The sequence below is a fragment of the Rhodopseudomonas boonkerdii genome, assembly GCF_021184025.1.
GTDB lineage: Bacteria > Pseudomonadota > Alphaproteobacteria > Rhizobiales > Xanthobacteraceae > Tardiphaga > Tardiphaga boonkerdii.
In genome coordinates this window covers 1,067,553-1,093,452 of sequence record NZ_CP036537.1, presented here as the reverse complement: position 1 = coordinate 1,093,452, position 25,900 = coordinate 1,067,553, and the positions used below count along the sequence as shown (strand labels likewise).

Annotated in this window: 24 protein-coding genes and 1 tRNA gene; 9 read left to right on the top strand and 16 right to left on the bottom strand. The window is 61.1% G+C overall.

Annotated features, from left to right (window positions below):
• The first annotated feature begins 35 nt into the window (after positions 1-35).
• Together E0H22_RS05060 and E0H22_RS05055 are read left to right on the top strand one after the other, a co-directional pair.
• A complete protein-coding gene (locus tag E0H22_RS05060) occupies positions 36-1,235 on the top strand; it encodes a PepSY-associated TM helix domain-containing protein (protein WP_233024561.1) in 1,200 nt (399 codons plus the stop codon).
• Positions 1,232-1,426 carry a hypothetical protein gene (locus E0H22_RS05055; protein WP_233024560.1) on the top strand — a complete coding sequence of 65 codons (195 nt, stop codon included), beginning with the start codon at positions 1,232-1,234 and terminating at the stop codon, positions 1,424-1,426. Before E0H22_RS05060 ends, E0H22_RS05055 begins: the two co-directional genes overlap by 4 nt.
• Here the strand turns inward: E0H22_RS05055 and E0H22_RS05050 are convergent.
• From E0H22_RS05050 to E0H22_RS05035, 4 genes are all read right to left on the bottom strand, one after another.
• Complete coding sequence (locus tag E0H22_RS05050; protein ID WP_233024559.1) at positions 1,423-3,033, bottom strand: DHA2 family efflux MFS transporter permease subunit; 1,611 nt, start codon at positions 3,031-3,033, stop codon at positions 1,423-1,425. The two genes, E0H22_RS05055 and E0H22_RS05050, sit on opposite strands and share 4 nt — an antisense overlap.
• Positions 3,030-4,217, bottom strand: coding sequence for an HlyD family secretion protein (locus tag E0H22_RS05045; protein WP_233024558.1), 1,188 nt, complete (start codon positions 4,215-4,217; stop codon positions 3,030-3,032). Before E0H22_RS05045 ends, E0H22_RS05050 begins: the two co-directional genes overlap by 4 nt.
• Before the next feature lie 876 nt (positions 4,218-5,093).
• A complete protein-coding gene (gene ubiG / locus E0H22_RS05040) occupies positions 5,094-5,852 on the bottom strand; it encodes a bifunctional 2-polyprenyl-6-hydroxyphenol methylase/3-demethylubiquinol 3-O-methyltransferase UbiG (RefSeq protein WP_233024557.1) in 759 nt (252 codons plus the stop codon).
• A gap of 9 nt (positions 5,853-5,861) precedes the next feature.
• Positions 5,862-6,329: a PH domain-containing protein gene (locus tag E0H22_RS05035; RefSeq protein ID WP_233024556.1), complete on the bottom strand. Its 468-nt coding sequence runs from the start codon at positions 6,327-6,329 to the stop codon at positions 5,862-5,864.
• A gap of 155 nt (positions 6,330-6,484) precedes the next feature.
• Between E0H22_RS05035 and E0H22_RS05030 the strand changes: the two genes are divergently transcribed.
• The 5 genes from E0H22_RS05030 (at position 6,485) to E0H22_RS05010 (ending at position 13,545) form a co-directional block, all read left to right on the top strand.
• A complete protein-coding gene (locus E0H22_RS05030; protein WP_233024555.1) occupies positions 6,485-7,738 on the top strand; it encodes an aspartate kinase in 1,254 nt (417 codons plus the stop codon).
• 265 nt (positions 7,739-8,003) lie between these two features.
• On the top strand, positions 8,004-10,271 hold the full coding sequence (gene ptsP, locus E0H22_RS05025; RefSeq protein ID WP_233024554.1) for a phosphoenolpyruvate--protein phosphotransferase: 2,268 nt from the start codon (positions 8,004-8,006) through the stop codon (positions 10,269-10,271).
• A gap of 55 nt (positions 10,272-10,326) precedes the next feature.
• Positions 10,327-11,412 carry a peptide chain release factor 1 gene (gene prfA / locus E0H22_RS05020; RefSeq protein ID WP_233024553.1) on the top strand — a complete coding sequence of 362 codons (1,086 nt, stop codon included), beginning with the start codon at positions 10,327-10,329 and terminating at the stop codon, positions 11,410-11,412.
• Entirely contained in the window at positions 11,409-12,299 is an 891-nt protein-coding gene (gene prmC / locus E0H22_RS05015; protein WP_233024552.1) for a peptide chain release factor N(5)-glutamine methyltransferase, read from the top strand. Before prfA ends, prmC begins: the two co-directional genes overlap by 4 nt.
• A 523-nt stretch (positions 12,300-12,822) precedes the next feature.
• Positions 12,823-13,545, top strand: coding sequence for a DUF4167 domain-containing protein (locus tag E0H22_RS05010; RefSeq protein ID WP_233024551.1), 723 nt, complete (start codon positions 12,823-12,825; stop codon positions 13,543-13,545).
• A 34-nt stretch (positions 13,546-13,579) separates the two neighbouring features.
• Here E0H22_RS05010 and E0H22_RS05005 read toward each other — a convergent pair whose 3' ends face one another.
• The 9 genes from E0H22_RS05005 to E0H22_RS04965 all read right to left on the bottom strand — a co-directional run bounded on the left by E0H22_RS05005 (position 13,580) and on the right by E0H22_RS04965 (position 21,731).
• On the bottom strand, positions 13,580-14,803 hold the full coding sequence (locus tag E0H22_RS05005; protein WP_233024550.1) for a hypothetical protein: 1,224 nt from the start codon (positions 14,801-14,803) through the stop codon (positions 13,580-13,582).
• Positions 14,804-14,954: 151 nt separating this feature from the next.
• The gene (locus tag E0H22_RS05000) at positions 14,955-15,584 is read right to left on the bottom strand and encodes an NUDIX hydrolase (protein WP_233024549.1); all 630 of its coding nucleotides are present in this window, start codon (positions 15,582-15,584) and stop codon (positions 14,955-14,957) included.
• A 55-nt stretch (positions 15,585-15,639) separates the two neighbouring features.
• Positions 15,640-17,307 (bottom strand): methyl-accepting chemotaxis protein, encoded by a 1,668-nt coding sequence (locus tag E0H22_RS04995; protein ID WP_233024548.1) that lies wholly within the window; start codon positions 17,305-17,307, stop codon positions 15,640-15,642.
• Between the two features lie 109 nt (positions 17,308-17,416).
• The gene (locus E0H22_RS04990; RefSeq protein WP_233024547.1) at positions 17,417-17,797 is read right to left on the bottom strand and encodes a ribbon-helix-helix domain-containing protein; all 381 of its coding nucleotides are present in this window, start codon (positions 17,795-17,797) and stop codon (positions 17,417-17,419) included.
• Positions 17,798-17,850: 53 nt separating this feature from the next.
• On the bottom strand, positions 17,851-19,521 hold the full coding sequence (locus E0H22_RS04985; RefSeq protein WP_233024546.1) for a TadG family pilus assembly protein: 1,671 nt from the start codon (positions 19,519-19,521) through the stop codon (positions 17,851-17,853).
• Positions 19,522-19,523: 2 nt separating this feature from the next.
• Positions 19,524-19,961, bottom strand: a complete 438-nt coding sequence (locus E0H22_RS04980; RefSeq protein ID WP_233024545.1) for a TadE/TadG family type IV pilus assembly protein — start codon at positions 19,959-19,961, stop codon at positions 19,524-19,526.
• A gap of 145 nt (positions 19,962-20,106) precedes the next feature.
• Positions 20,107-20,970, bottom strand: coding sequence for a LysR family transcriptional regulator (locus E0H22_RS04975; protein WP_233024544.1), 864 nt, complete (start codon positions 20,968-20,970; stop codon positions 20,107-20,109).
• A 261-nt stretch (positions 20,971-21,231) separates the two neighbouring features.
• Positions 21,232-21,582, bottom strand: coding sequence for a VanZ family protein (locus tag E0H22_RS04970; RefSeq protein WP_233024543.1), 351 nt, complete (start codon positions 21,580-21,582; stop codon positions 21,232-21,234).
• A 72-nt stretch (positions 21,583-21,654) separates the two neighbouring features.
• A tRNA-Arg gene (locus E0H22_RS04965) sits at positions 21,655-21,731 on the bottom strand.
• 191 nt (positions 21,732-21,922) lie between these two features.
• Here E0H22_RS04965 and E0H22_RS04960 point away from each other — a divergent pair.
• Together E0H22_RS04960 and E0H22_RS04955 are read left to right on the top strand one after the other, a co-directional pair.
• Entirely contained in the window at positions 21,923-22,372 is a 450-nt protein-coding gene (locus tag E0H22_RS04960; protein WP_233024542.1) for a hypothetical protein, read from the top strand.
• A 246-nt stretch (positions 22,373-22,618) separates the two neighbouring features.
• Entirely contained in the window at positions 22,619-23,290 is a 672-nt protein-coding gene (locus E0H22_RS04955; RefSeq protein ID WP_233024541.1) for a hypothetical protein, read from the top strand.
• 54 nt (positions 23,291-23,344) lie between these two features.
• Here the strand turns inward: E0H22_RS04955 and E0H22_RS04950 are convergent, their stop codons facing one another.
• From E0H22_RS04950 to E0H22_RS04940, 3 genes are all read right to left on the bottom strand, one after another.
• Positions 23,345-23,782: a CAP domain-containing protein gene (locus tag E0H22_RS04950; RefSeq protein ID WP_233024540.1), complete on the bottom strand. Its 438-nt coding sequence runs from the start codon at positions 23,780-23,782 to the stop codon at positions 23,345-23,347.
• A gap of 293 nt (positions 23,783-24,075) precedes the next feature.
• Positions 24,076-24,366: a hypothetical protein gene (locus E0H22_RS04945; protein WP_233024539.1), complete on the bottom strand. Its 291-nt coding sequence runs from the start codon at positions 24,364-24,366 to the stop codon at positions 24,076-24,078.
• Between the two features lie 476 nt (positions 24,367-24,842).
• On the bottom strand, positions 24,843-25,847 hold the full coding sequence (locus E0H22_RS04940; RefSeq protein ID WP_233024538.1) for a 2-dehydropantoate 2-reductase: 1,005 nt from the start codon (positions 25,845-25,847) through the stop codon (positions 24,843-24,845).
• Between the last annotated feature and the right edge of the window lie 53 nt (positions 25,848-25,900).

Below are 25,900 nucleotides of genomic sequence, written 5' to 3'. Positions count from 1 at the left end.
TAACTGCCGCGGCTGCTGCAATCGGGGAAACGGCGATGACACGCTCGGCATTGCGAAAATGGTTCTGGGTCCACAAATGGACCAGCCTCGTCTGCACCGCATTTCTGCTGCTGATCTGCCTCACCGGCCTGCCGCTGGTGTTCCACGACGAGATCGACGATCTTCTTGATAACGGCCTGCCCTATGCTTCTGTCCCGTCAGGCACGCCGCGGGTCAGCGCCGATACGGTGATCGACACCAGCCTGAAGATGTATCCGGGCGAGATCGTGCTGTTCACCTTCATCGATGACGACGAACCCAAGATCGTCGTCACCATGGCGCCGAGCTGGGCGACCTATATCGAGAACCGCAAGTCTTCGCACTGGATTCGCTTCGATGCCCATACCGGCCAGGTGCTGAAGCAGACCAAGCCCTACAATGCCGACGGCATCGGCTTCACCGAACTGATGCTGCGCCTGCACCGCGACCTGTTCGCCGGCCTGCCCGGCGATCTGTTCATGGGTTTCATGGCGGTGCTGTTCGTGATTGCAGTTGTTTCGGGCATCGTCGTGTATGGCCCGTTCATGCGGAAACTGGATTTCGCCACCGTCCGCGCCGATCGTTCGCGGCGCATCAAATGGCTGGATCTGCACAATGTGCTCGGTGTGGTGACGCTCGCCTGGCTGCTCGTGGTCGGCGTCACCGGCGTCATCAACGAACTGTCGACGCCGCTGTTCTCGCTCTGGCAGCAGACCGATGTGAAGGCCATGCTGGAGCCGCTGCGCGGCAAGCCGGTGCCGTCAACGTCGGAATTGAGCTCGCCGCAGGCGGCATTCGACACCGTGCAGAAGAACCTCCCCGGCATGACGCCCATGAGCATCATGTTCCCGGGCGCCGCCTTCGGCTCGCCCTATCATTATCTGGTCTGGACCAAGGGGCGCACGGCACTGACGTCACGCCTCTTCACCCCTGCGCTTGTCGATGCCCGCACCGGTGCGTTCGATCGCAGCATCGAAATGCCTTGGTATCTCCGCGCCCTGCAGGTGTCGCGGCCGCTGCATTTCGGCGATTACGGCGGGATGCCGCTGAAGATCATCTGGGCTCTGCTAGACCTCGTCACCATCGTGGTGCTGGGCAGCGGTCTGTATCTCTGGCTGTCGCGCAAATCGTCGGCGCGGGTGCCGGAAGCCGACAGTGAACTCGTGGCCAGCAACAGGGCCGCGCATCCGGCTCTGCCCCGGGAGGCCGCCGAATGACCGGCAACAACGCAGCCAGGATCTGGCAATGGCCGCTCGTTCTGGCCGCCCTCACCTGTCTCGGCCTCGCCTCCGCACTGCTCGGCGAAGGCGGCGTGTGGTGGGGGCTGTCATGGATCGCACTTGCGATCCCGCTGGTGGTCATCGTCATTGCGATCCATCGCCGCCGCCGGGCACCCCGACCAGTCTAGTGCCCCCTCGGCGGCGCGGACAGATCCATCGATTTGATCGTCAGCGCGATCGGGATCATGATCATGCCGACGATGGCGAGACACCAGAACACGTCGATATAGGCGAGCAGATCGACCTGACGCTGAATCGTCTGGCCGATCCAGCCGATGGCGCGGCTCGACGCATCGGACTGGCTGGAGCCGTGATCGAGAAAGTAGCGCGTCACCTGATCGAGGGTGCGCTGATAACCGATATCAGGCGGAGCCGCCTGCTCGATCAACCGCGACTGGTGAAACTGCTGCCGCTGCGCCAGCATGGTCTGCGCCAGCGCCACGCCCATCGAGCCGCCGATATTGCGGGCGACATTGATCAGCGCCGAAGCCTGATTGGTCTTGTCCGGCGGGATGCCGTCATAGGAGGCGGTCGTCACCGGCAGAAACAGGAACGGCAGGCCGATGGCGAGCAAGATGCGCGCGAAGGCGGCGTAGCCATAGGTGATGTTGCCGTTCAATCCCGTGAGATGCCACATCGACAGCGACACCACCGTCGCGCCGAACACCAGCAGATATTTCGGCTGCACGACGCCAATCAGGCGGCCGACGATCGGCATCATGCACAGGGTCGCGATACCGCCGGGTGACAGCGCGAGGCCGGCAAGCAACGCGGTGTACCCGAAATCGGCTTGCAGCATTTGCGGCATCATCTGCGTGGTCGAGATCAGCACCGCACCGGTGCCGAGCATCACGAGAAAACAGGCGCCGAACTGGCGGCGGCCGAGCAGGCGCAGATCGACGATGGGCTCCTTGCGCGTCAGTTCCCACGGGATCAGCGCCAGCAGGCTGACCGCGGCGATGACAGCGAAGCTTGTGATCATGGTCGAGCCGAACCAGTCCTTCCGCTGGCCCTCGTCGAGCACGAATTCGAGCGAACCGAGCCCGATCGCCACCAGTGCGAAGCCGGTGATGTCGACGCGCAGGCCTTTGTTCAGCAGCGCCTTGCGCTCGGCCTCGGCGCCGGAAGGCTCGCTCACCAGCGTGCCGACCAGACACAGCGAGATCAGGCCCATCGGCACGTTGATGAGGAAGACCCAGTGCCAGGAATAGGTGTCGGTGATCCATCCGCCGAGCGTCGGACCGACCACGGGCGCGACGACGACGGCGACGCCATAGATGGCAAAAGCCTGCCCGCGCTTCTGCGGCGGAAACGAATCGGCGAGGATCGCCTGCTCTGATGTGGCCATGCCGCCGCCGCCAAGCCCCTGCAGGATGCGGAACAGCACCAGCGATTCCAGGCTCCAGGCGAAGCCGCACAGCAACGACGCCAGCGTGAAGACGGCGACACAGATCATATAGAAACGCTTGCGGCCGATCACCGTGGCAAGCCAGCCGGAGATCGCCAGCACGATGGCGTTGGCGACGAGATAGCTGGTGATGACATAGGTGCTTTCGTCGATGCCAACCGCCAGTCCGCCGGCGATATGGCGGAGCGCGACATTGGCGATGGTGGTGTCGAGCACCTCCATGAAGGTGGCGATCGAAACCACGACCGCGATCAGATACGGATTGTGCCCACCCGCCGCCGAGCGCTCCGGCGACCATCCGCCTGCATCGGCGGTGGTGTCGCTCATCGCACCCGAACCTTCGGCACCACCGACATGCCCGGCCCGATGGTCACGTCGGTCGGCCAGCGATCGACGACGATCTTCACCGGCACGCGTTGCACCACCTTGACGTAATTGCCGGTGGCGTTCTCTGCCGGCAGCAGGCTGAACACCGTGCCCGAGCCCGGTTGCACCGATGCGACCTTGCCGGTGATCTTGTGATCGGGATAGGCATCGATGCGAATCTCGGCAGGCTGACCCGGCCGCATGTCGGTGACCTGGGTTTCCTTGTAGTTGGCGGTGACCCAGATATCGTCAGGCACGAACATCATCAGGCTCTGGCCCGCATTCACCAGCGTGCCCTTGGCGCCGGACAGTTTGACCACGCGGCCGGCCTGCGCCGCGGTGATCTTCGTGTAGCTCAGATTGAGTTCGGCCTGCGCGAGCTGCGCCCTGGCCTGTGCGAGACCGGCTTCAGCGCTTTTCTGCTGCGCCTTGAGGACATCGATCTGCCGCTCGGCCGAAATGACGCCTGCCTTGGCGCGGCTGTCATTCGCCTGCGAGGCCTGGAGATCGGACTTGGTGCGCTGCTGTTGCTGCACGGTGCCGGCGCCCTTCTGCACCAGCTCCTGCGCCCGCGCCGCTTCCTGCTCGGCGAATTGCAGTTGCGCGGCCGCCTGATCGGCCTGATCGCGCGCCTGCTGCACTTGCGCGTCCTGGCTGAAGATCTGCGCCTCGACATTCTTGATATTGGCCTGCGCCTGTTCGACCTGTGCCTGCGCCTGATCGCGCGCGGCGACATAGTCGCGCGTATCGATTTGCGCCAGCACGGCGCCGGCCTCGACATGCTGGTTGTCGGTCACATCGACATCGGTGACATAGCCGCCGACCTTGGCGGCGACGGAGAAACTGCGCGCATCGATGAATGCGTCATCGGTGGTCTCGTAATGCCGTGCATTGAGCCAGTAGACGATGCCGAACGCGATGCAGACCACCAGCGCGACGAGACCGATCGCCGTCAGCACCCGGTGCTGGCGCAGGCGTTCGCGCAGCGACGGCCTGGCTTCGGCCTTGTCGCCGTCGTCGTGAGTTCGACGATCGCGCTGATCGGTCTTGTCGCGCGGATCGGGTTTCGGCGCGGCATCGTTGCGCGGCTCGGGATGGTCGCGATTTTCGAGCTCGGAAACCGTGGCACCTTGGGAGGAGGCCATATGAAACCCGTGACAACGCGTGGACAGTCCAATGCGCTGCAACAATCTGACGCAGGCATTGGTTCCGGAGAGGCCTAGATCCGTCCAACCGGAGGGCGGATGAGCCGAATTGCCCGCCAACGCTTGGGCGCGCTCCCATAAGTCCCATAAGGTCACTCCGGGGCGCTCGCGTCAGCGAGCGAACCCGGAACCTCGATACTGGCTTGGCTCCTGCCACGGGCACTCACGTGGAGATTCCGGGCTCCGCCCCGCCGCCTGTCCCCGGAATGACGGCAAACGTCGTTCCTATTTTGTTCTTGACAAAATTCCCATCCCGTCCATTATCGCTGCCGTCTTGTTCGCGGGGGGCGCTCTCATGAGGCGTTCTTTGAGCGGGACAGGATGCGGAGCCCGCGGCCTGCCTCGCAAGCAGGACTCGGGAGGCCGGGGGTCACCGTCCCTCCCCAATACGAGGGGGAACCGATAGGTCGGCTGCGACGGCACAGGCGAACGGCGGAGAAATCCGTCGGGATCAGCGGCTCGGAAACTTGCTGCGGCAAGGAGTAAGGGACGTGCCGGTGTGCGACAGAGCGGTCCTCCAGCCAAAAGTCCCGCGGTGGCACGCCGTCAGGCGTTGCGCGGCCGGCCAGCACTGGCGATCCAGTGCAAACCGATCGCGTCAGTCCCACCCCCACGCGCCTTGCGGCGTGCCGCCTCCCCTCATGTCTTCGAGGGGAGACCTGCTCACACCTCGGACGCGCAAGCGCCGCGAGAATGAGGACTCATGATCTCGGGAAGGACGTGGCTGTTTGACATTCGAATAGGAAGTGACGCGCCGCGCGTCGTGCTCCCTCCCTCAAGCCGCGCAGCGGCGCAGCGGGGAGGGAGGAGAGACTGTCAAACCTCTTCCGCCACCACCATATAATTCACGCCCATATCGGATGAGATCGACCATCGATCGGCGATCGGATTGTAGCTCACGCCTGCCTGTTCGGTGATCCCGAGCTTGCTCCGCTCCAGATGCTGCGCAAGCTCATCGGGCGTGACGAACTTCTCCCACTGATGGGTGCCGCGCGGCAGCCAGCGCAACACATATTCGGCCGCGACGATGCCGAGCGCAAAACTGCGCCAGTTGCGGTTCAGGGTGGAAACCACCATCAATCCGCCGGGCTTCATCTTCGCCGCGCAACGCTCGAGGAAGGCGCCGACATCGACGACATGCTCGACCACTTCCATCGCCAGCACGATGTCGAAGCGCTCGTTCGGATCGAGCTCTTCAACCGTGGTGCAGCGATAGTCGATCGACAGCGCACCCTTCTCCGCATGCAGTTTTGCGGCGGCGATATTGGTGGCCGACGGATCGATGCCGGTGACATCGGCGCCGAGCCGCGTGAACGGCTCGCACAGAAGGCCGGCGCCGCAACCGATATCGAGCAGGCGCAGACCGTCGAGGCAGTTCAGACTGCGGGCATTGCGATTGAACTTCCGACAGGCCGCGTCGCGGATGAAGGACAGCCGCAGCGGATTGATCTTGTGCAGCGGCGCCATTTTTCCGCGCGAATCCCACCATTGCTCGGAAAGTTTTGAAAACTTCTCGATCTCGGCTGCATCGACGGAGGCGGCGGAGGCATCGGCGAAAGTGGAGTCTGTGGTCATGATCAAAATCTATCGTGCGGTGATGTGGCTTCGGAACGCGAGCGGCGAGGCGATCGTTTCGATCTTCTGCTCGTCGTCACCCATGTTCTCGAGGGTGACATTGCCATAGTTCAGAATGCGGCCGGGGATGCTTTGATCCACGCTGACGCTGGCGACCTTGTCGATACCGATCTCGAAGGTCCGGCGGGTGATGAAACCTTCCTTATGGACCACCCGAAGCGTCGTCACATCGGTCTCGGTGGTCCAGCGGCGGAACCAGGCCAGCACCGTGAAATACAGCGCGATCACCGCCACGACGCCGGATGCAATCAGACCGGCAGCCGTCAGGGTCGGGTTCAGCGTCTGCCCGGACGCCACGAACAGGACGACGGCGGCGATCCAGCCGAGAATGCCCTTCCAGTAGACGACCCAGTGCAGGTTGCTGGAATACAGCACCTTCTCGCCCGGCTGCAGGATATCGTCGATATAGCGTCCCATACGCCGTCCAAACTTCCTGTCTCGGGGCTTTCCAAGCAGTTTCGGGCCGGGTTGCTTGCCCGCACACCCGTCGCTATGTATACGCGCCTTTTCACCCGCCCGCGTCGCGGGCGCGGTATCTTTACCCACTGTCGCCAGGGAATGCACCACTCGTCATGGGCCGTCTCGTAATGAAGTTCGGCGGTACATCCGTCGCCAATATCGATCGCATCCGCAACGTCGCGCAGCACGTCAAACGCGAGGTCGATGCCGGTCACGAGGTTGCGGTCGTCGTGTCGGCGATGTCGGGCAAGACCAACGAGCTGGTGGCCTGGTGCACCGAAACCTCGCCCATGCATGACGCCCGCGAATACGACGCCATCGTCGCCTCCGGCGAGCAGGTGACGTCGGGCCTGCTGGCCATCGCGCTGCAGGCCATCGGCATCCAGGCGCGCTCCTGGCAGGGCTGGCAGATCCCGATCAAGACCTCGGACGCCCATGCCTCGGCGCGCATCGAGGAAATCAACGGCGAAGAGATCATCAAGCGCTTCGCCGAACGCAAGGAAGTCGCCGTCATCGCCGGCTTCCAGGGCATCCATGCCGAAACCGGCCGCATCACCACGCTCGGCCGCGGCGGCTCGGATACGTCGGCCGTGGCCGTCGCCGCCGCCATCAAGGCGGACCGCTGCGACATCTATACGGACGTCGATGGCGTCTACACCACTGACCCGCGCGTCGTGCCCAAGGCGCACCGCATGGACAAGGTGGCCTTCGAAGAAATGCTGGAACTGGCCTCGCAGGGCGCCAAGGTGCTGCAGGTCCGCTCCGTGGAGCTGGGCATGGTCTACAACATGCCGATCTTTGTCCGCTCCAGCTTTGACAAACCCGAAGATATCGACCCGCACGGCACGCCGCCGGGCACGCTGATCTGCAGCGAGGAGGAAATCATGGAAAACCACGTCGTCACCGGAATCGCCTTTTCCAAGGACGAGGCCCAGATTTCCGTGCGCCAGATCGAAGACAAGCCGGGCGTTGCCGCCTCGATCTTCGTGCCGCTGGCCGATGCCAACATCAATGTGGACATGATCGTCCAGAACGTCTCCGAGGACGGCAAGACCACTGACCTCACCTTCACCGTGCCGGCCACCGACTACGCCCGCGCCAAGGAGACCATTTCAGCGGCCAAGGCCAAGATCGGCTTCGCCCGGATCGACAGCGCCACCGACGTCGCCAAGGTCTCGGTGATCGGTTCGGGCATGCGCAGCCACGCCGGCGTGGCCGCCCAGGCCTTCGCGGCCCTGTCCGAGAAGCAGATCAACATCCGCGCGATCACCACCTCGGAGATCAAATTTTCGGTGCTGATCGATGCCGCCTATACGGAGCTGGCGGTACGCACGCTGCATACGCTGTACGGTCTCGACAAGGCGTAGAAAATTTGACCTGAAACATCCGTTATTACGATTTGAACGGGATGTTTCTGGTCTGGCAGGCGTTTTGCTTGGCAAAACAAGCCTCAATTCGGTATACGGCCCTGGTAGGGCAGCCGTATCGGTTGAGGGCGCCGTTTCGGACAATCTGATTCGGTTCCCACGGTCGCGCCCCATTTGCGCGACCGTGCAAATGCCATCGATTTCTGAGGCTTAGCGCCAGCGCACGTTTCCCCCGGGGCGTTGGTCACATGGGAGGTGTGGGCACATGCGGAGCGCGTCGGGCGGCCCCCGAGTCTTGCTGAGACGGCTCCGTGAAGTCATGGCGGAGCAGGTCAGCGCTCAGGAACGTCTCGACAAGATCGTGGTGCTGATCGCCGCCAATATGGTGGCCGAGGTCTGCTCCACCTATGTGCTGCGTGTCGACAACACTCTCGAACTCTACGCCACCGAAGGCCTCAACCGCGAAGCCGTGCACCGCACGGTGCTGAATGCGCATGAAGGCCTCGTTGGCCTCGTGGCCTCCGAAGCGACGCCGCTGAACCTCAACGACGCGCAAAGCCACCCGGCCTTCGCCTTCCGCCCGGAGACTGGCGAAGAAATCTACCATTCCTTCCTCGGCGTGCCGATTCTGCGCGCCGGCAATACGCTCGGCGTACTGGTGGTGCAGAACCGCGCCAAACGCACTTATGTCGAGGAAGAGGTCGAGGCGCTGCAGACCACCGCCATGGTGCTGGCGGAAATGATCGCCTCGGGCGAACTCTCGGCCCTCGCGCAGCCCGGCGCAGAACCGGCCGCGCGGCATTCGATCCACAAGACCGGCGCGATCCTCTCCGACGGCATCGCGCTCGGCCACGTCGTGCTGCACGAGCCGCGCGTGGTCATCACCAATTACATCGCCGAAGACCTGCCGAAGGAAGTCAAGCGGCTGGATGCGGCGCTCACAAAACTGCGCGCCGATCTCGACCGCATGCTGGAGCGCGGCGATGTCGCCGAGAGCGGCGAGCATCGCGACGTGCTCGAAGCCTATCGCATGTTCGCCAACGATCACGGCTGGTCGCACAAGCTGCACGAGGCGGTTGCGACCGGTCTCACGGCCGAAGCCGCCGTCGAACGCGTGCAGTCGGACACGCGCGCGCGCATGTTGCGTTCGACCGATCCTTACCTGCGCGATCGCCTGCACGATCTCGAGGATCTCGGCCATCGCCTGATGCGCCAGCTTGTCGGACAGGATCACGCACCATCGCGCGAGCAGATGCCGGACAACGCGATCCTGATCGCGCGTGCGATGGGCCCCGCGGCGCTGCTCGATTACGATCGCAAGAAACTGCGCGGCCTCGTGCTGGAAGAAGGCACGGCAAATTCCCATGTCTCTATCGTGGCGCGCGCGCTCGGCATTCCCGCGCTCGGCGAAGTCGCCAATGCGCCCGGCATTGCCGACCCCGGCGACGCCATCATCGTCGATGGCACCTCGGGCTCGATCTATATCCGCCCGTCGCAGGAAATCGAATCTGCCTATGCCGAACGCGTCCGCTTCCGCGCGCGGCGGCAGGCGCAATATTCGGCGCTGCGCGACAAGCCCTGCGTGACCAAAGACGGCGTGAAGGTCGATCTTCTGATCAATGCCGGCCTGATCATCGACCTGCCGCATATCGACGATACCGGCTCGGCAGGCATCGGCCTATTTCGTACCGAACTGCAGTTCATGGTCGGCGAAAGCCTGCCCCGCTCGAGCGATCAGCTGCAGCTTTATCGCGCCGTGCTCGACGCTGCCGGTCCAAAGCCGGTGACGTTCCGAACCCTCGATATCGGCGGCGACAAAGCGCTGCCTTATATGGAGACCGTGGTCGAGGAGAACCCGGCGCTTGGGTGGCGCGCGATTCGCCTCGGCCTGGATCGTCCAGGCCTGCTGCGCGGCCAGATTCGCGCGCTACTGCGTGCCGGCGGCGGTCGCGCACTGCGCATCATGTTCCCGATGATTTCGGAAGTCGCCGAATTCGATCAGGCCAAGGCGATCGTCGAGCGTGAGCTGACCTATCTGCGTCAGCATGGCCATGCGCTCCCGGAGCGTATCGATGTCGGCACCATGATCGAGGTGCCCGCGCTCGTCTATCAGCTCGACGAACTGCTGAAGAAGGTCGATTTCGTATCAGTCGGCTCCAACGATCTGTTCCAGTTCCTGTTCGCGGTCGATCGCGGCAACTCCAAGGTTTCCGATCGCTTCGATACCTTGTCAGCGCCGATCCTGCGCGTATTGCGGGACATCGTCCGTAAGGGCGACGCCGCCAAGCGTCATGTCTCGCTGTGCGGCGAAATGGCGTCACAGCCTATCGGCGCGCTGGCGCTGGTCGCACTCGGCTATCGCTCGCTATCGCTATCGGCGACCGCGCATGGTCCGGTGAAGGCGCTCATCCTCGACCTCGATGCCAAGAAGGCCGAGACTTTGATGACCCAACTGCTCGATGCACCGTCGGGCAGCGTCTCGATCCGGCAGAAGCTGACCGAGTTTGCCGAAGCAGAGGGGCTGTCGTTGTAGCGAGGCTCAGCCCCAACGACGTCTCCCCGTTCATCTGCGTTTCCGAGATTCCCATATGTCTGCACTTCCCGAAGCCAAACTCGACGTTCTCCTCGCTCATCACGCCTCGCTTGAGGCCGCGGTACTCGGTCAGCTCTCCGCCGAGGACTATGTGAAGACCACGCGCGAGTTGTCCGAACTCAATCCGCTGATCGACGCGGTAAAGACCTATCGTTCCGCCGTGAGCGAGTTGAAAGACATCGACGCGATGATCGCTGATGGCACGACCGATGCCGACATGCGCGAAATGGCGGAGATGGAGCGCCCGGCGCTGGAAGAACGCATCGAGACTCTCGCTCAGGAAATCCGCGTGGCGCTGTTGCCGAAGGATGCAATGGACGACCGTAACGTGATGCTGGAAATCCGTGCCGGCACCGGCGGCGACGAGGCATCATTGTTTGCCGGCGATCTCTACCGCATGTATGAGCGTTTCGCCGCGCTGCAGGGTTGGAAGGTCGAGGTGATCTCGGCGTCCGAAGGCACCGTCGGCGGCTTCAAGGAAATCATCGCCGAGGTGAAGGGTCGCGGCGCTTTCGCCAAGCTGAAATTCGAGTCTGGCGTGCATCGTGTACAACGCGTGCCGGATACCGAAACGCAGGGCCGTATTCATACCTCGGCGGCTACCGTCGCCGTATTGCCGGAAGTCGAGGAAGTCGACGTCGAGATCAAGAATGACGATCTCCGCATCGAAACCATGCGTGCAGGCGGCGCAGGCGGCCAGCATGTCAACAAGACCGAGTCGGCGATCCGTATTACGCATATCCCCACCGGCATCGTCGTCATGATGCAGGACAGCCGCTCGCAGCATAAGAACCGCGCCTCCGCCATGAACATTCTGCGCTCGCGCATCTATGACGCCGAGCAGCAGCGCCTCGATGCAGCGCGCTCCGCAGACCGCAAGGAAAAGGTCGGCAGCGGTGACCGCTCCGAGCGCATCCGCACCTACAATTTTCCGCAGGGCCGCGTGACCGACCACCGCATCAACCTGACGCTCTACAAGCTGCCGCAGGTGATCGCCGGCGAGGCGCTGGGCGAGCTGATCGACGCATTGATCACCGAGCATCAGGCCGCGCAGCTTGCAGCTCAGGGCGATGCCGCGTGATCGCCATCGACAGCTTCGCCGCTCAAAGCGTCGAATCCGCGCGGCGTTCGCTCACGAATTTGCTCCGTGCCGGCCATGTCGAAACACCCGACCTCGATGCCCGGCTGCTGGTCGGCGCCGTCCTGGGCCTCGATCTGACCGGTCTTATCTCAGCCGCAAAACGCTTCCTCAGCTCCGACGAAGCCGCACAGCTTGCGCAATTCGCCCGCCGGCGTCTTGCCGGCGAGCCGGTTGCACGCATCGTCGGCATCAAGGAATTCTGGGGGCTGCAGCTGGCGCTTTCGGCAGACACGCTGGTGCCACGCCCGGATACCGAGACCGTTGTCGAAGCGGCGCTCGAATGTCTCGATCTGGCCGGTCCTCGCGCGCGCGCATTGTGCATCGCCGATCTCGGCACGGGTTCGGGTGCGATCCTGCTGGCGCTGCTCTCCGAGTTGCCCAATGCGACGGGCGTCGCCACCGACATCAATCTCGCCGCGCTGCGCACCGCGCGTGGCAACGCAGAGCGAAGCGGCCTTGCGCATCGCGCGTATTTCGTCGCCTGCGACTATGCCTCGGCGCTAGCCGATGGCTTAGACCTGATCGTGTCGAATCCGCCTTATATTCCGTCCGCCGACATCGCCAGCCTCGACATCGAGGTCCGCGATCATGATCCGTTGCGCGCGCTCGATGGCGGCAGCGACGGCTTCGATGCCTATCGCATCATCGTGCCCGAAGCCGCGCACCTGCTCTGTCCGGGCGGCACGCTGGTCGTCGAGGTGGGACATGATCAAAGCGAGACAGTCGCCGGATTGATGACCGCGGCCGGCCTGACTTTGCCCTGCCCTCCCAAAGCCGATCTTGGGGGCGTCCGGCGGGCGGTTATTGGGCAAAAAAAGCCGCGATAAAGCCTTCTTAAATCGAAAAAAACCGCTTGGAATATCCCCCGCGAGCGACTACGTTCCGGGCACAGCATCGGAACAGGGATGGTTCGCCCGAAGGTATTGGTGGGTGGCCCGTAATCTCGCAAGAGAACCCGTCCGAAAACAGGTTCCACAGGCAGGTCTGGCTGAGCGCGATGGCTGAAAGTGCTGCGCAGCTCACGACCGCAGAGCGAACGAAAGCCTGATTATTGCGCTTTGAATTTCACGGACAAAAGCCGCGCCGGGACATGTGCCCGAATTTGGCAGGAGTCTGACTTGGCCGGTTTGATGAGATCGGCCGGCGATTGGGGAACGCGTCTTTGCTGAACGCGACTTTGGGCAAGATCGATGCAGCGATGACCTGCACGACGATTCGGATGCACGCCTGGAAGAGGCTCGTCCGGCTCCCGCGGATTGCTGCCGCGGCCATGAATTTCAGCGCGTAGCCACTCAGTAAGTAGCACTCAGTCAGTAGCTCTGTGACAAATCTCAGTAACGAAAGCGACACATGAGAAACGGTCAGAACAACAAGCGGATGCGGAACAACAACCGCAACAATAATAACAACAACAATAACAATCGGCGCGGCCAGAACCCGATGACCCGGGTCTACGAATCGAACGGCCCCGATATCAAGATCCGCGGCACAGCCTCTCACATCGGCGAGAAATATCTGCAACTCGCCCGGGACGCACGTTCGTCGGGCGATCCGGTCGCGGCCGAAAACTACTATCAGCACGCCGAACACTACTTCCGCCTGATCGCCGCGGCGCAAGAGCAATTCCGCCAGAATCAGCCTCAGCAGCAACAGCGCGCCGACAACAGCAGCGATGTGCAGCTCGAGGATGGCGACGACGATAGCGAGAGCTTTTCGAATTTCGGCGCCGAACCGGGTTTTGTGCCGCAGCAGCGTGAACAGCAGCAGCCGCGCGAAAATTATCAGCAGCGCGGCGAGCAGCCCTATCCCCGCGATGCGCGCCAGCCGCAGCCGCAATATCAGCCGCAGCCGGCCGCACCGGCCGGCGAGAATATCGGCCTGCCCTCTTTCATCACCGGCGGTGCTCCGCAGCCTGCCAATGGCGCGCCGTTCGAGCAGAACGGCAACAATGGCAACGGAAATGGCGAACAGCGCTTTCCGCCGCGTCGTCGCCGTCGTCCGCACGGTCCGCGTCCGGACGCGGCTGCTGCGCCGGCCGCCGTCGGCGAAGACTTCAATCCCGGCAACTCGTAGCCGGCTCTTCATCGCATCGCGTTCAGACGCGACGCTATCTGATCTCATTGCTGGCCGTGGCCGATCCGAAGGCCGCGGCCAATTCTTTGGCGCCTGGCAGATTGCTGTTCACGTCCATCCGATTGTTGGTGATGGCCAGCAGCTTCGCCACGGTGTTGTGGCGGATCGCCACCGGATTGCGCTCATAGCCGCCACGCTGGAAGAAGTTCGCCGTCGGCACCTGCTCGCGCATTGCTTGCGGCATGGTCACCATATCGAAGCCGTTGCCATCACCGGTGAGATTCATCATCTCGAGTTCGGCGGCAGAGAGCGGACGCTCGAAACCTCGCGCGCGGGCGAACTGCACCGAAGTGAGCAGTTTGTGGACCTGCAATAGCGGCCCGACATCCATGTCCAGAACCAGCGCATGCATCGCCCAGCCCTGCGGCGTGGTGCCGAGCTTCTCGAGCGCGCTCCAGCCCTGCGGCCCGCTGCGAACCACTGCATACATGCGCTTGAACACCGCGATCTTGTGGTCCATCGCCTTGCGTTGCGGCCCCTGAAGCATCGCTGCCTTGTCGGTGAGAACCTTCAGGATCTGCGGACCCTTCTCGGCGATCAATGTCGTCGTATTCGCCGTCAGGAGCTGATTGTAGCCGATCGCCGTCGAGATCGCGCGTGAACCCGGCTTCGACGGATTGAGCCCCGACTGCATGTCGTGACCGCCGTTGCCACCGGTTTCGAACGAATAGACGCGCACCGCCTGCTCGCGCGTCAGGCCGGCCTGCAACGCTGCACGCGCATAGGCACGCTTGAATTCCATTTCGCTGCTCGGGCGCGACGGCGCGAACTGGAATTCCGATCGCGCCGCATTCAGGAAGTCAGCCACAACGGGCAGATCCTTGCGCACGCGCGGACCGCCATCATCCTCGGGCTCCGGATTCACCGGCCGCTTCGGGCCGTCATAGAGCGGCGCCTGCTCCAGCACATAGTCATTGAGCGTGACCGCCTGACCCGCGCGGCGCTTGGCAAAGCGGGTCTTCCGCTTGTCGGCGATCGCATTCCAATAGGCACTCGCTTCCTGATCGAAAGCGGCACGCGCTTCCTGGTATTCGGCCAGCTTGCGGCGATATTCAGCGATGGCCTGAGGCGATGCACCTTGCGCCATGGCATTGGCGACCGACGGCGGAAGGGCCGAGGGTTCCGATGCGAGCACCGACGTGCCGAGCAACACTGCGAGCGGAAGGGCAACGGAGAATATGCGAATCGAATGGGACATGAGACCTGTCGCGTTCGCGCGCAAAGCGCACTGAAAATGGTCGGGGCGCCGCGCAACATGCGCCGGGCCGCGGTGTTCCTGTCCGACCGACGTTGGAGCAGTTTGGTGAATTTTGTCTTGCCAGCCAACCCCGATTTCGCGACCGGTTGTCTCACTTCCAGGCGAAAACGGGTTGTTCCAGTTCCGCGACCCTTGTGATGCGCCCGGCCAGCAGCTCACTGAACTGATAGATCAATGCCGCGGTCGGCGCATGAATGCGATGGCCGAAATGGCTGTAGCGGATCACGCGGCGCTCGCTCTCGGGAATGCTGATAAAATCGAACGCTTGTGGACGCAGCAATTCCGTGAGCGCGATCCGGTGCACGGAGGCGACCTCGTCCGGATTGGGAACCAGCCGCCGGCTATCATCCGCCCACATCACCACCGGCGTGATCAGGTATCCGGATCGTGTCGGATAATCATCCAGCATCCCGATCACGTCATCGGCGCCGAGCCGCAGGCCTAGTTCCTCGTCGAGCTCGCGCAACGCCGTTTCGGCTGGCGTCTCGCCGGGATCGCAACGCCCGCCCGGCAGCGCCCATTGATTGCTGTGCGCGCGGAGACTGGAGGCCCGCAATGTCAGCAACAGACCGGCGGATACTTCTTCGTCGGCGCGGGCAAGCACCAGCGCCACAGCTGCTCGCTTGAGCGTCTGCGTTGACGTCGCGTTGACCTCGAGGCGGGTGAATTCGCCGACGCGGGCCTCGATTGTCGTCCGCGTGGCTGCATTGAAAGGAACCATCGTCCGCGACACTAGCATGGTCGCGGATGATGCAAAGATGACCTGAAGCCGATCGCTATGCCAGTTCTGCAGCCGCGCGCTGCATATTGTCCGACATGTCCGACGTCACCGTGCTCTGCTCCTCCACCGCAGCGGCGGTCGAGGTGACAAACTCGTTGACGTGTTCGATGGCCTGCTTGATCGTCACCAACGCGCTGACGACGTCTCCGGAAATGCCGTTGAGCGCCTCGATCTCGCTGGAAATCTTGTCGGTGGCCTGCTTGGCCTGGTTGGCGAGATTCTTCACCTCCGATGCCACCACGGCAAAACCGCGGCCCGCCTCGCCGGCACGCGCCGATTCGATCGTGGCATTCAGCGCCAGCAGATTGATCTGGCCGGTGATATCGCCGATCAGCCCGACAATGCCGCCCATGGCATGTGCCGCCGATGTGAGACGTTGTGCCTGGACATCGGCCGATTCGACCTGGCTCACAGCGGCTTCCGCCGTCTGCCGCGACTTCACCATGGTCTCGGAAATTTCCCGGATCGAGGCATTCATCTCCTCACTGCCGGCGGCCACGGATTCGATCAGCGACCGTGCACGCTCGGCCTTCATCCGTGCCGTCGCCTGGGCCGTAATATCGGTAGCATATTTCACCACTTTAAACGGCTTGCCGTTGAGATCGAGGATCGGATTGTAGGAGGCCTGAATCCAGATCTCGCGCCCACCTTTACCCAGCCGCTTGTATTCGGCCGCCTGATAGATGCCACGATTGAGGCTGGCCCAGAATTCGCCATAAGCCGCAGACGCGCGCTCGGCAGGATCGACAAACATGCTGTGATGACGATCGCGGATCTCGTCGAGCGAATAGCCGAGCGTATTCAGAAAATTCTGGTTCGCGGTGATGATGTTGCCGTCCATGCGGAATTCGATCACCGCCTGCGATTTGCGGATCGCTTCCATCTGCCCGTCGCTGTCCGCCGCCCGCAACTTCTGCTGAGTGACGTCGGTCGCGAATTTCACCACCTTGAAGGGCTTTCCAAGCTCGTTGAAAATCGGATTGTAAGAGGCGAGAATCCAGATTTCCCTGCCACCCTTGCCGATGCGCTTATACTCCGCCGCCTGATATTCCCCGCGAGCCAGCCGAGCCCAGAAATCGCGATAAGCATTTCCGTCGCGTTCCTGCGGCTCTACAAACATGCTGTGATGCCGTCCTTGTATCTCCGAAAGACCATAGCCGACGGCGGTCAGAAAGTTCTCATTGGCCGTAATGATCGTGCCGTCGAGATTGAACTCGATCATCGCCTGGGCGCGATCGATCGCCGCGATCTTGCCCTGGGCATCGAGGCTTGCGAGCTTGCTCGCCGTGATGTCAGTGGCAAATTTGACCACCTTGTATGGCCTGCCACCGCGATCCAGGATCGGGTTGTAGCTTGCTTCGATCCATACTTCCCGTCCTCCCTTGGCGATTCGCTTGTACTGGGCAGCCTGAAACTGGCCCCTGTTAAGGTTACCCCAGAACTCCCGATAAGCGGCGCTTTCACGTGTCGCCGGATCGACAAACAGACTGTGATGCTTGCCCTTGATTTCATCGAGCGTGTAGCCCATCGCGGCAAGAAAGTTTTCGTTGGCGGTGATGATCGTTCCGTCGGGATTAAACTCGATCAGTGCTTGAGAGCGATTGATGGCGACTGCCTTCTCCAACGCATTCTGCAATTCCAATTTGCTGCGCCGAGTGAACATGAGTTGCTCCGTGGCTTGAAAGCCATTAACTGAAAGGATATGGATCCAACGCACGCAGCACCGCGCGTTGCTTCCTTAAATTTTATAAAGTCGGGTCGTGACAGCTGGCCTAATCGGCCAGCTGCTTGTCATTGCCAATACGGCTCCAGTACGCGGCGACTTTCTCGGCCAGCTGCCCCTGACGTTCGCCCTGCTTCGGCACGACGCTTGGCGCAGAGCCTTCCGGCATGCCGGCAACCATGCTGCGCGCAGCCAGCTGCTGATAGTATTCCAGCACGGCAATGCGCAGGTTCGACGACAGATTCGGCGTTTCGCGCTTGCGCTCGATCTTTTCGATGTAGTTTTCGATCGTCGTGTTCTCCATCTTCACAATTGCCTGCAGGCTGGCCCAGAAACTATCCTCCAGGCTGACGCTGGTGCGCTTCTTCGAAACCACCACGGAGCGCTTGCGGTTGACGTTCGGGCGGTTCATCGAGGTCTCGTAAGGCATGGGTCCTTCCCTTTCAGTCTTGAAATTTCAGCCATTGTTCACGCATACACACATCAGTTCACCAGCACGGCACCGTCACAGCGGATGCCGGTAACCCAGACATCGGCCTGTCCTAGACCGACGCCGAGACTGGAGAGCACGCTCGACAGCAACTGATCGAGCGCTCCGGTGGCTGCGCCGAGGATGCCGCCAACCAGCGCGCCCAGACCTGGAATTGGAATGCCAAGACCAATGACAGTCACGGAAAGATTGAGATCGCCGAGCAGGCTGCCAATCAGCGACGACGTGAAATTCGTGGACGTGACGGTCTTTTTGGTCTGCGACGTAATATCGGCATAGCTGAAGTCGACATTGACAGGCGTCGTATTCCCTACGCCGGCATGGGCCTTTCCGGTGACCGTGATCAAACCAAGATCGACCAGCGTGGCCGGACCGGGATTCGGCTTCGTCGTCACATTCTGCAGGTCGGCTGCAGAAACATTGCCGATCCAAGCGTCAAGAACGCCAGGTGTCACCCCCAGCGTAACGGTGGACGTGCTGATATCGGGGTAGCCGCAACTCACCTTGTTGAGCGTCGCCGTACCGGAAGCAACTTCCACATAAACCGGCAGATTGACCACCGAGGCGGCGCCTGTGCCGACGAGTTTGACCTGCAGCAGCACACGGGTCTGCGCTGTATGCACACTGATCCCTTGGGCTCCGACAGCGACCCAGCTGGACCCCTGCGGCCGCTCGCCAATCGTTACGATCAGCTGGACGCTGGCGATTCCCGGCAGGTTGATATTGACGCCCGTATTTACCTGACTGGAGCCATTGGCGATGCCGGCTGTGGCCTGCAGCAGATCATAGAGCGAAATGCTGACACCGATCTTCGGTTTGGTTCCTGTCTTGAGATCGGAATACGGCCCCGCGTCGATCAGCGACAGCGGTGTAAGCTTGGCGGTGGAGGAGATCGCAGCCTGCGAGATCGTCGAGAGCGCGGTTGTGGCCGTGCTGGCGCCGTTCGTGGACTGCTGTGCGTTGAGCGCCGCTGCCAGGATGTCGCCGACCTTAACATTGGCGCTCAGCACCGTTTCATAGGTGGCCGCAGTCAAGCCAATGCGTGTCGCCAGTGCCGACAGGAAATCAAATGCGTCGATGCGTGCATTAAGGAGCGCCTGATAGTCCATCACCGAGAGGGACAGCGTGGTACCGAGCAGCGAGCCAAGCACACTGTTAAGCACCCCGCCGTTCAGCGACACCAAACGCGAGCCGATGGCAAAGGATGCGATCTGCGTATTCGCTGCGATTGCCTGTGTCGTGATCGTAAATGCGTTGCTGCCGGTAAAGAACTTGCTGAAATACAGCGGTGTGGAGGTCTGCAACGTGACCCGCGCGGCATTTGCCTTACCCACAGCCGGCGTCACGAAGCGGTTCTGGACAGGAATGGCAGGGTCCGCCGTATAAGTGCCGAGCTCGACCTTGGTCAGAGCCGAGGCTGGGTAATTATTTTTCGTCACCGCCGATGTTGCGGCATTGGTGGCGTTGGACAGATTGCTGGCGGCAACGATTGCAGCGATATCGGCCGCACTCTGCGTTTTGCGGCGATCCGCTGCGATCGTGCCGATATCGATGCCGAGCGCCGCACAGCAAACGGCCAGTATCATGCCGCCGACGGACATCAGTGCGATATTGCCGCGTTGATCGGCAGCAAAGCGGCGCAGGAGACATATTAACGATGTCACGATCAGAACCCTCCATACGGGATCGAAGCCGAACGCGTAATCAGCGTGGTCGGCTTCGGCACGAAAGGCAGCGTGTAGATGAACATGCTCGAAGCGTCGTAATTCACTGTGACGACAAACACATTCGCATTGGAGGAAGAGGTTGCGGCGGCGGTTGTCAGCTTCGCCGGATCGATCAACGGATAGGTCGTGGCGTTGTTGGCGACATAAGCCGATGCAAGCGAACTGCGCTCGGTCTCGGTCATGCCGGCCACCGACGAACGCGCAGCTTCCGCCGCAAGTTGCTGCACGCCATGGATGATCGCGAGATACGATCCGAACACGACGATGCCAAACACGATCGTCAGGAACAGGGGAAGCAGCATCGCGAATTCGACGGCACTTGAGCCATGCCGGCACGACGCGAAAACCTGCAAACGCTTGATGGCGAATCTCGTCATGATGCGAGCTTCGCAACGGCGAGTGAAGACTACCTATACAACTTCTATTACCACAATCGACAGGCAATCATCTCAAATGTAGGCATCGTCTGCGATACATGCATCGAAATTGATGGCTCCATCAGTTTTAGCCGATACCGAGCCATCAGATATCGTTGAAGCGCGATCGCAGGGCTTCGAGCAGCTTTGTGCTTCTTGCACCGCCATCACGGCGCGCGCAGAGCAACATGCGCGGCGTACCACACTTCGGAAGATAATACTCATTGGCGATCGTCAAGGAGGATGGCACCAGCCGCTTCGGCAACACCGTGAGTCCGATCCCGGCTTTCGCCGCTTCGATACGGGTGTGAAAATCGGGACTGGAAAAGGCGATCCGATAGATCATTCCCTTGCGCTCGAGCGCTTGCACCATGAGTTCGTGCATGATCTGCCCCGGCCAAGTGAGCAACGGGATCGGCGCTCCAGGACTTAGCGTGAAATCCTTCGCACGTATCCAAGCGACTTCATCGGCGCGCTGATCGACGACCTCGATCGTCGGATCCGGCGGTGTATCGCTGAGGCTCAGATAGATACCGATGTCGATGAAACCGTCGATCAGACACTTTACGATCTCGGCGGAGTTGTCTGCGTAGATCGAGATATTCGTAATCTCGGCCTTGCTGAACACTTCCATCATGCGCCGGGAATAGATGTTGCTCAAACCGATCCTGATCGGCAGATCGTCCGGCGTGCCGCCCCGCAGCATCAACAACTGATCGTTAGCTTCGAGAATCTTCTTTGCCTGGATCAGGACCAGCTTGCCGAGCTCGGTCGCGGCGGACCCGTTCGCCGATTTCTGGAAGATGCTGCCACCAACCACATGTTCGATGCGCTTGATCTGCGAGCTGATAGCTGGCTGGCTGAGACCGAGGACCTTGGCGGCCTTGGTGATGCTGCCCGTTTCGGAAATTCCGACCACCGAGCGCATGATCTCGGTCGGGATGCTCGAACTTTGATACCGGCGGTGCATCGACATGATCCTTCGAGATCGGCAACGACCGTTGCCCAGCGACGCAGTATTCTCCGCTCGCCCCGCCGAAGTGCGCAGTAAGGGTGCAGCGCGACCTCTAGGCCAAGGGTTGCATATCCGAATCTACACCGTCTCAAGGTGTATCGATCCACGTCCGCTGCCAAGTATTTTCGTGCAATTTTCGGTACATACATAGCGCAGAAGGATGGTCGGTTCTATTTTACCGAAATGATACTCAATTGCCGGATCCACCGGAGAGCATCAATCCGGTGACGACATCTTTCTCATCGTCCCGCTTAGGACGTAAGCCAGCCCCGCGCCAGCGAAGCCGCCAGACAGTTTCACAAGCGCATCGGGAACTCGGCCGTGACGGTCAGGGGTCAGGTGCTGGAGCACTTCGAGACCCACCGCAACACCGCCAACCATGAAGGCCACCAGCCACAAATGGCGCGGATAGGCCATCCCGAACAACAGGGCAAGCGCCGCGAACGCCAAGAACCGCTCACCGCTGACATCGCCCAGATGTGGCCGCAGCCCAATCGGTGACAGCGTCGCAAAAGCGATGGCCAGGAGCATCAACCAGGCGAGAATGATGACAATTCTTTGAAACATCGCGCGGTCTTATCGCAAGCCCGCGCCAGCGCGGCATTTCTCGTAATGCAGGGTTAATAGGCCGGAACTGACTGGCGATCCCGGGATGACTCGAACATCCGACCTACGGTTTAGGAAACCGCCGCTCTATCCGGCTGAGCTACGGGACCGCTCGAATGGCCGATAGGGCCACCGGCCTGTTCCATATCAGAGCGCAACGCAGGTCGCTACCACTTGTTGGCGCCCATATACTGCAGATTCTCGGTCTCACATTCCTTTGAAAAGCGGTTTCCCGATAAGAGGAACGCCCTCCATCACCGTTGGTTGGGTCTTGAGTTATGACAAAAGATGGAGACCCCGCATGAAGACCATGAAACTCCTCACGGCTGTAGCCGTGGCCGCCGGACTGGTGGCAACACCGGCACTCGCCAAGGACAAGGCCAAGCATCGCGCGAAGATGCCGCCTGATTACAGCATGCAGATGAATGACAACGGTCATGGTTATCGAAATAGCGGCTATCGCAGCGATATACGCCGCGCGGACAGCGGCTTCTGGCCGGCTGACGTCGCCGCGGGTGCCGTTGGCGGTGCGATCGGTGTCGCCAGCGCGGCGGTGAACACAGCTGGCGCGATCGCGGCCGCTCCGTTCCGTCCCTGGGACAATAGCTATGCCTATTACAATAACGGGTACACTATCGGGCCGATGGATAGCTACGACGCACGCGACTCATATGCGCGTCGTAATAACTTCGTCTGCCAGCCCGGCACCTGGATCCGTGGCGAAGATGGACAGCGACATCTTTGCCAGTAAGGCTTGATAATCGATACAATAGGAAAGGCGGTCTCGACCGCCTTTTCTGCGGAAGGTTCTCGGTCCAGGTCGGCGACCACGCGAGACCACAAGCCCCGCGCCTCGCGATTGACTCCTCAACTACACAATAACCTGCGTGCAAAAGCTCCATGAGAGGCACAGTGAGCACCACAGTTACTGTGCCGGGATGCTTTGTGTCTAAAAAGGGGGAGCAATGCGTCAACCACGGTTGAAAAATGGCGCTCGATGGTGACAATCGCCGCAGATACGACCACGGGGGCGGGCGTGATCCGATCAAGGCAATCGAGCCTGACAGCAACGACATCGGCAATTATCCTGCTTGCGGCACCTTTCACGCTGCCGGATCACGCACATGCGCAATGGTGGACAGCGGCGCCGGCTGACTATGAAGATTGTGCCGAACGCGTGGAAAAATCTTTACTGAGCGGTGAGGCGAAGGCATCGGCGCTATCGAATTGCGAAAGCAAGTTTGCCGCGCGACGCAAGCGCGGCGGCGGCTACACCTATCATGACTTCATGCAGAACCGCAGCTTCGACATCGCCGGGCCCAATCCCACGGCAGCGGAGCAGAAGATGATCGACGAGCAATACGCGATCTATCTCAACAATCAACGACGCAATGTCATCCTCGCCGCTTTCGCCAAGAAGCAAAGTGAAGCTCAGCAACAGGCCGTCGTCGCGGCAGACTTTCGCGACGATGCCGGGACGCAACCTGTTGTCAGGAATACATCGCCGGTCGTACTCCCTCGTCCGCGCCCGAAGCAGCGCGCCGCCAAAGGGCCGGATTGCGCCACAGAGCCGCTCGTCTGCGGCTGGTCAAAACTGTCGTCAGGCCTGAAGGACATCAAGGATGCCCTGTTCGGCACACCCGCACCGATCAAGAGCAAGCGCACCTGATTCTGCCTCCAGGCCTGGTTCCTTGATCGACGCGAGCTGCCGCGAGGGGCGTGCTCAGTCCGAGATCACCATCGCCCAGAACATGCGATATGGCGACTTCGGATTGGTTACCGAGGCCACGCCGACCTTGCGTGCGCCAGGCATCAGCAGATTGGCACGATGACCCGGGCTCTCCTCCCACTGCTTCAATGTTTCCGTAAAAGTGAGAAATCCGGCCGCGATATTCTCGGCAGCCTTCGACTTGCGCAACTTGGCGACACGAGCCGGAAACGATCCCCCGACGTCATGACTGACCTTGCCGCTTGTCGCCATGGCCCGCGCCTGACCGAGAGCGACGGCTGCAAGCTTGCTATCCTGCGTAACGGCCGAAAGCTTGTGCGCGCGCCGGAACGCACTGATCTGGCTGGCATAATCTGCCGCGATGACAGGCACGCAAGTGACGATAACAGCGATACAACTCAGAAGGAGCGTTCTCAGGATCGGCGACTTCATCGGGGCACTCAGCGCGTGTGACGATGCCAGAGTACCGGTCGGCGCCTGACCGGTTTTTCGATGATCCGAGGCTGCTGAGATTGAAGCACGCGGCGCTGCTCGGCCAGACGCGCATCATAGCCAGGCGATGGCGTGACTGTCGGCGGAGCAGCCAGGGCAGGTGCAGCGACTGCACATGCGAACAACGCCGAAATCAAAAAAACAGAGAGAGGTCGCATCTGCCAACCCTCCTCGTCATCTCCAAAATGGCCTGAAGCGCAAGCGCTTCAGGCCACAGCTTTCGAGATCGAAGCTTACTTCTTGGTCTTCTTCGCCTTGCCGGTCTTGGCCGCTTTCGCCTTCTTCACGGACTTCGCGGCGACCTTGGCGGTCTTCGCGGTTGCTACCTTCTTGGCCTTACGGCGGCGGTGCCCCAGCGGAATGCCAAGCTTGATGGCCTTCTGACGCAGCGAACCGCCGGTGCGCTTCATTTCCTTGGCGATCTGTTCGAGCGGGGTCTGGGCCTTCGAATGTGCGCGGAGGATTTTTTCGTCTTCTTTCGTGTATTCACGACGCACAAGTTTCTTCTTTGCTTTCTTGGCCATAGGAGCTCCGATTTGTAGTTGAGAATTTCAGCTGGCACACGTCCTGCCGATGCGTATGGAAGGATTGACGTCAGATTTTCTCAACGAGATTGAACCTCCGTCAAATCACGTGACTATCTATACTAGAGAAGTTGAGAATGACATAGGATTTGATGACACATCGCGATGAGCAGTATCGAACGCATTCTACGCTTCTTCGAACTCAATGATTGATACGAATTTACTACCGCACCTTCCGATCAGTCGCTGCACTACTGATCGTATGAAGATTTGTCAGTTTCTAAGTAGCGCAGCTCAGCTAAACATTTTCATCGGCAACTCACACATCAAATGATGCATGATGTTACCGCCGCGTATGACGATGCGTGCAGTTAAACGATCACTCGCTCGTTATGCGGCTGCACGAGCGCTTGCTCGATTTGATTTCAGAACGTGCAGGAGCGGGGAAAGGAACGATGGAAGTCGGTAGCGAATAACTACAGACCACGAATTTGCTGAACTGACAGGGCCGGTGACCCCTGCCGTGCCGTCTCCGCGGCTTTCACAGTTTCGACCACGCGCCGGCTCAGCGGCGTTGCGACGCCATATTGATTCGCCAACTGCAGAATAACGCCTTGCAGATAGTCGATCTCCGTAGGACGCCCGCGCTGCAGATCCTCCCACATCGACGAGCGCGCATTCGCATCGATCTTCATCACTCGTCGCAGGATTGGACCAAACAGATTATCCGGCAGCCGCAGCAGATGCGGCGTGAACCAGGGAGGAATTGGCGTCGCGGCGACCGGCGAGATGCCGGCGGCACGCAATACCGCGAGCCCTTCAGCCATCTGATCGGCGAACAGAAGTCGCCATATGCGCTGCTGCAGCTGCGTGTACAGCGGCAGATCGGACAGCGCATTCAACGCGTTGCTCAAATTGACCAGCAGCTTGCCCCATTGCACACCGGCGATATCGTCGGTCGGCCGAACCGGTAAATTGGCGACCGACAATCGGGCCGCCATGTCATTGCTGTCGCGCTCGATCACCAATGCGCCGGACGTTGCGCGATGCACCGTACCGTCATCCTGCGTCACCACATTAAACGGCACCATGCCGCCCAACACCTTGTGGCCGGGCAAGGCCTGCTTGAGAATAGCGACATTGCCGACGCCATTCTGCAAGCTGACGACTACGGCGTCTCCTGCGGCGTGTCGAGCGATCAGTTCTGCCATTGCAGCCGTGTCGCCGCTCTTCACGGCCACAATGATGGTGTCGGCGTCTGCCATGATCGTCGGATCATCTGAAGGATTGACGTGCTCGGCACGCAATTGCCAGCGCCCGCCCTCAAAACTCGTCAGTTGCAATCCGTGGCGCGTGATACCATCGACCAAACGCCGGCGCCCCAGTAGCGATGTGGGACGACCAGCCGCTGCGATCATGCCTCCGACGTAGCAGCCAATGCTGCCGGCACCGGCAATACAGATGGGACGCTGTACGTTCACGTCACCTCCCATTCATGAACTGCCCGTTCCTAGCAAAATGCGACAGTCCTGCA

What these genes read in the sequence shown, in the direction of transcription:
- E0H22_RS05060 (WP_233024561.1), top strand. Translation starts at nt 36, where the DNA reads ATGACACGCTCGGCATTGCGAAAATGGTTCTGGGTCCACAAATGGACC.
- E0H22_RS05055 (WP_233024560.1), top strand. Translation starts at nt 1,232, where the DNA reads ATGACCGGCAACAACGCAGCCAGGATCTGGCAATGGCCGCTCGTTCTG.
- E0H22_RS05050 (WP_233024559.1), bottom strand. Translation starts at nt 3,033, where the DNA reads ATGAGCGACACCACCGCCGATGCAGGCGGATGGTCGCCGGAGCGCTCG.
- E0H22_RS05045 (WP_233024558.1), bottom strand. Translation starts at nt 4,217, where the DNA reads ATGGCCTCCTCCCAAGGTGCCACGGTTTCCGAGCTCGAAAATCGCGAC.
- ubiG (WP_233024557.1), bottom strand. Translation starts at nt 5,852, where the DNA reads ATGACCACAGACTCCACTTTCGCCGATGCCTCCGCCGCCTCCGTCGAT.
- E0H22_RS05035 (WP_233024556.1), bottom strand. Translation starts at nt 6,329, where the DNA reads ATGGGACGCTATATCGACGATATCCTGCAGCCGGGCGAGAAGGTGCTG.
- E0H22_RS05030 (WP_233024555.1), top strand. Translation starts at nt 6,485, where the DNA reads ATGGGCCGTCTCGTAATGAAGTTCGGCGGTACATCCGTCGCCAATATC.
- ptsP (WP_233024554.1), top strand. Translation starts at nt 8,004, where the DNA reads ATGCGGAGCGCGTCGGGCGGCCCCCGAGTCTTGCTGAGACGGCTCCGT.
- prfA (WP_233024553.1), top strand. Translation starts at nt 10,327, where the DNA reads ATGTCTGCACTTCCCGAAGCCAAACTCGACGTTCTCCTCGCTCATCAC.
- E0H22_RS05010 (WP_233024551.1), top strand. Translation starts at nt 12,823, where the DNA reads ATGAGAAACGGTCAGAACAACAAGCGGATGCGGAACAACAACCGCAAC.
- E0H22_RS05005 (WP_233024550.1), bottom strand. Translation starts at nt 14,803, where the DNA reads ATGTCCCATTCGATTCGCATATTCTCCGTTGCCCTTCCGCTCGCAGTG.
- E0H22_RS05000 (WP_233024549.1), bottom strand. Translation starts at nt 15,584, where the DNA reads ATGGTTCCTTTCAATGCAGCCACGCGGACGACAATCGAGGCCCGCGTC.
- E0H22_RS04995 (WP_233024548.1), bottom strand. Translation starts at nt 17,307, where the DNA reads ATGTTCACTCGGCGCAGCAAATTGGAATTGCAGAATGCGTTGGAGAAG.
- E0H22_RS04990 (WP_233024547.1), bottom strand. Translation starts at nt 17,797, where the DNA reads ATGCCTTACGAGACCTCGATGAACCGCCCGAACGTCAACCGCAAGCGC.
- E0H22_RS04980 (WP_233024545.1), bottom strand. Translation starts at nt 19,961, where the DNA reads ATGACGAGATTCGCCATCAAGCGTTTGCAGGTTTTCGCGTCGTGCCGG.
- E0H22_RS04975 (WP_233024544.1), bottom strand. Translation starts at nt 20,970, where the DNA reads ATGCACCGCCGGTATCAAAGTTCGAGCATCCCGACCGAGATCATGCGC.
- E0H22_RS04970 (WP_233024543.1), bottom strand. Translation starts at nt 21,582, where the DNA reads ATGTTTCAAAGAATTGTCATCATTCTCGCCTGGTTGATGCTCCTGGCC.
- E0H22_RS04960 (WP_233024542.1), top strand. Translation starts at nt 21,923, where the DNA reads ATGAAGACCATGAAACTCCTCACGGCTGTAGCCGTGGCCGCCGGACTG.
- E0H22_RS04955 (WP_233024541.1), top strand. Translation starts at nt 22,619, where the DNA reads ATGGTGACAATCGCCGCAGATACGACCACGGGGGCGGGCGTGATCCGA.
- E0H22_RS04950 (WP_233024540.1), bottom strand. Translation starts at nt 23,782, where the DNA reads ATGAAGTCGCCGATCCTGAGAACGCTCCTTCTGAGTTGTATCGCTGTT.
- E0H22_RS04945 (WP_233024539.1), bottom strand. Translation starts at nt 24,366, where the DNA reads ATGGCCAAGAAAGCAAAGAAGAAACTTGTGCGTCGTGAATACACGAAA.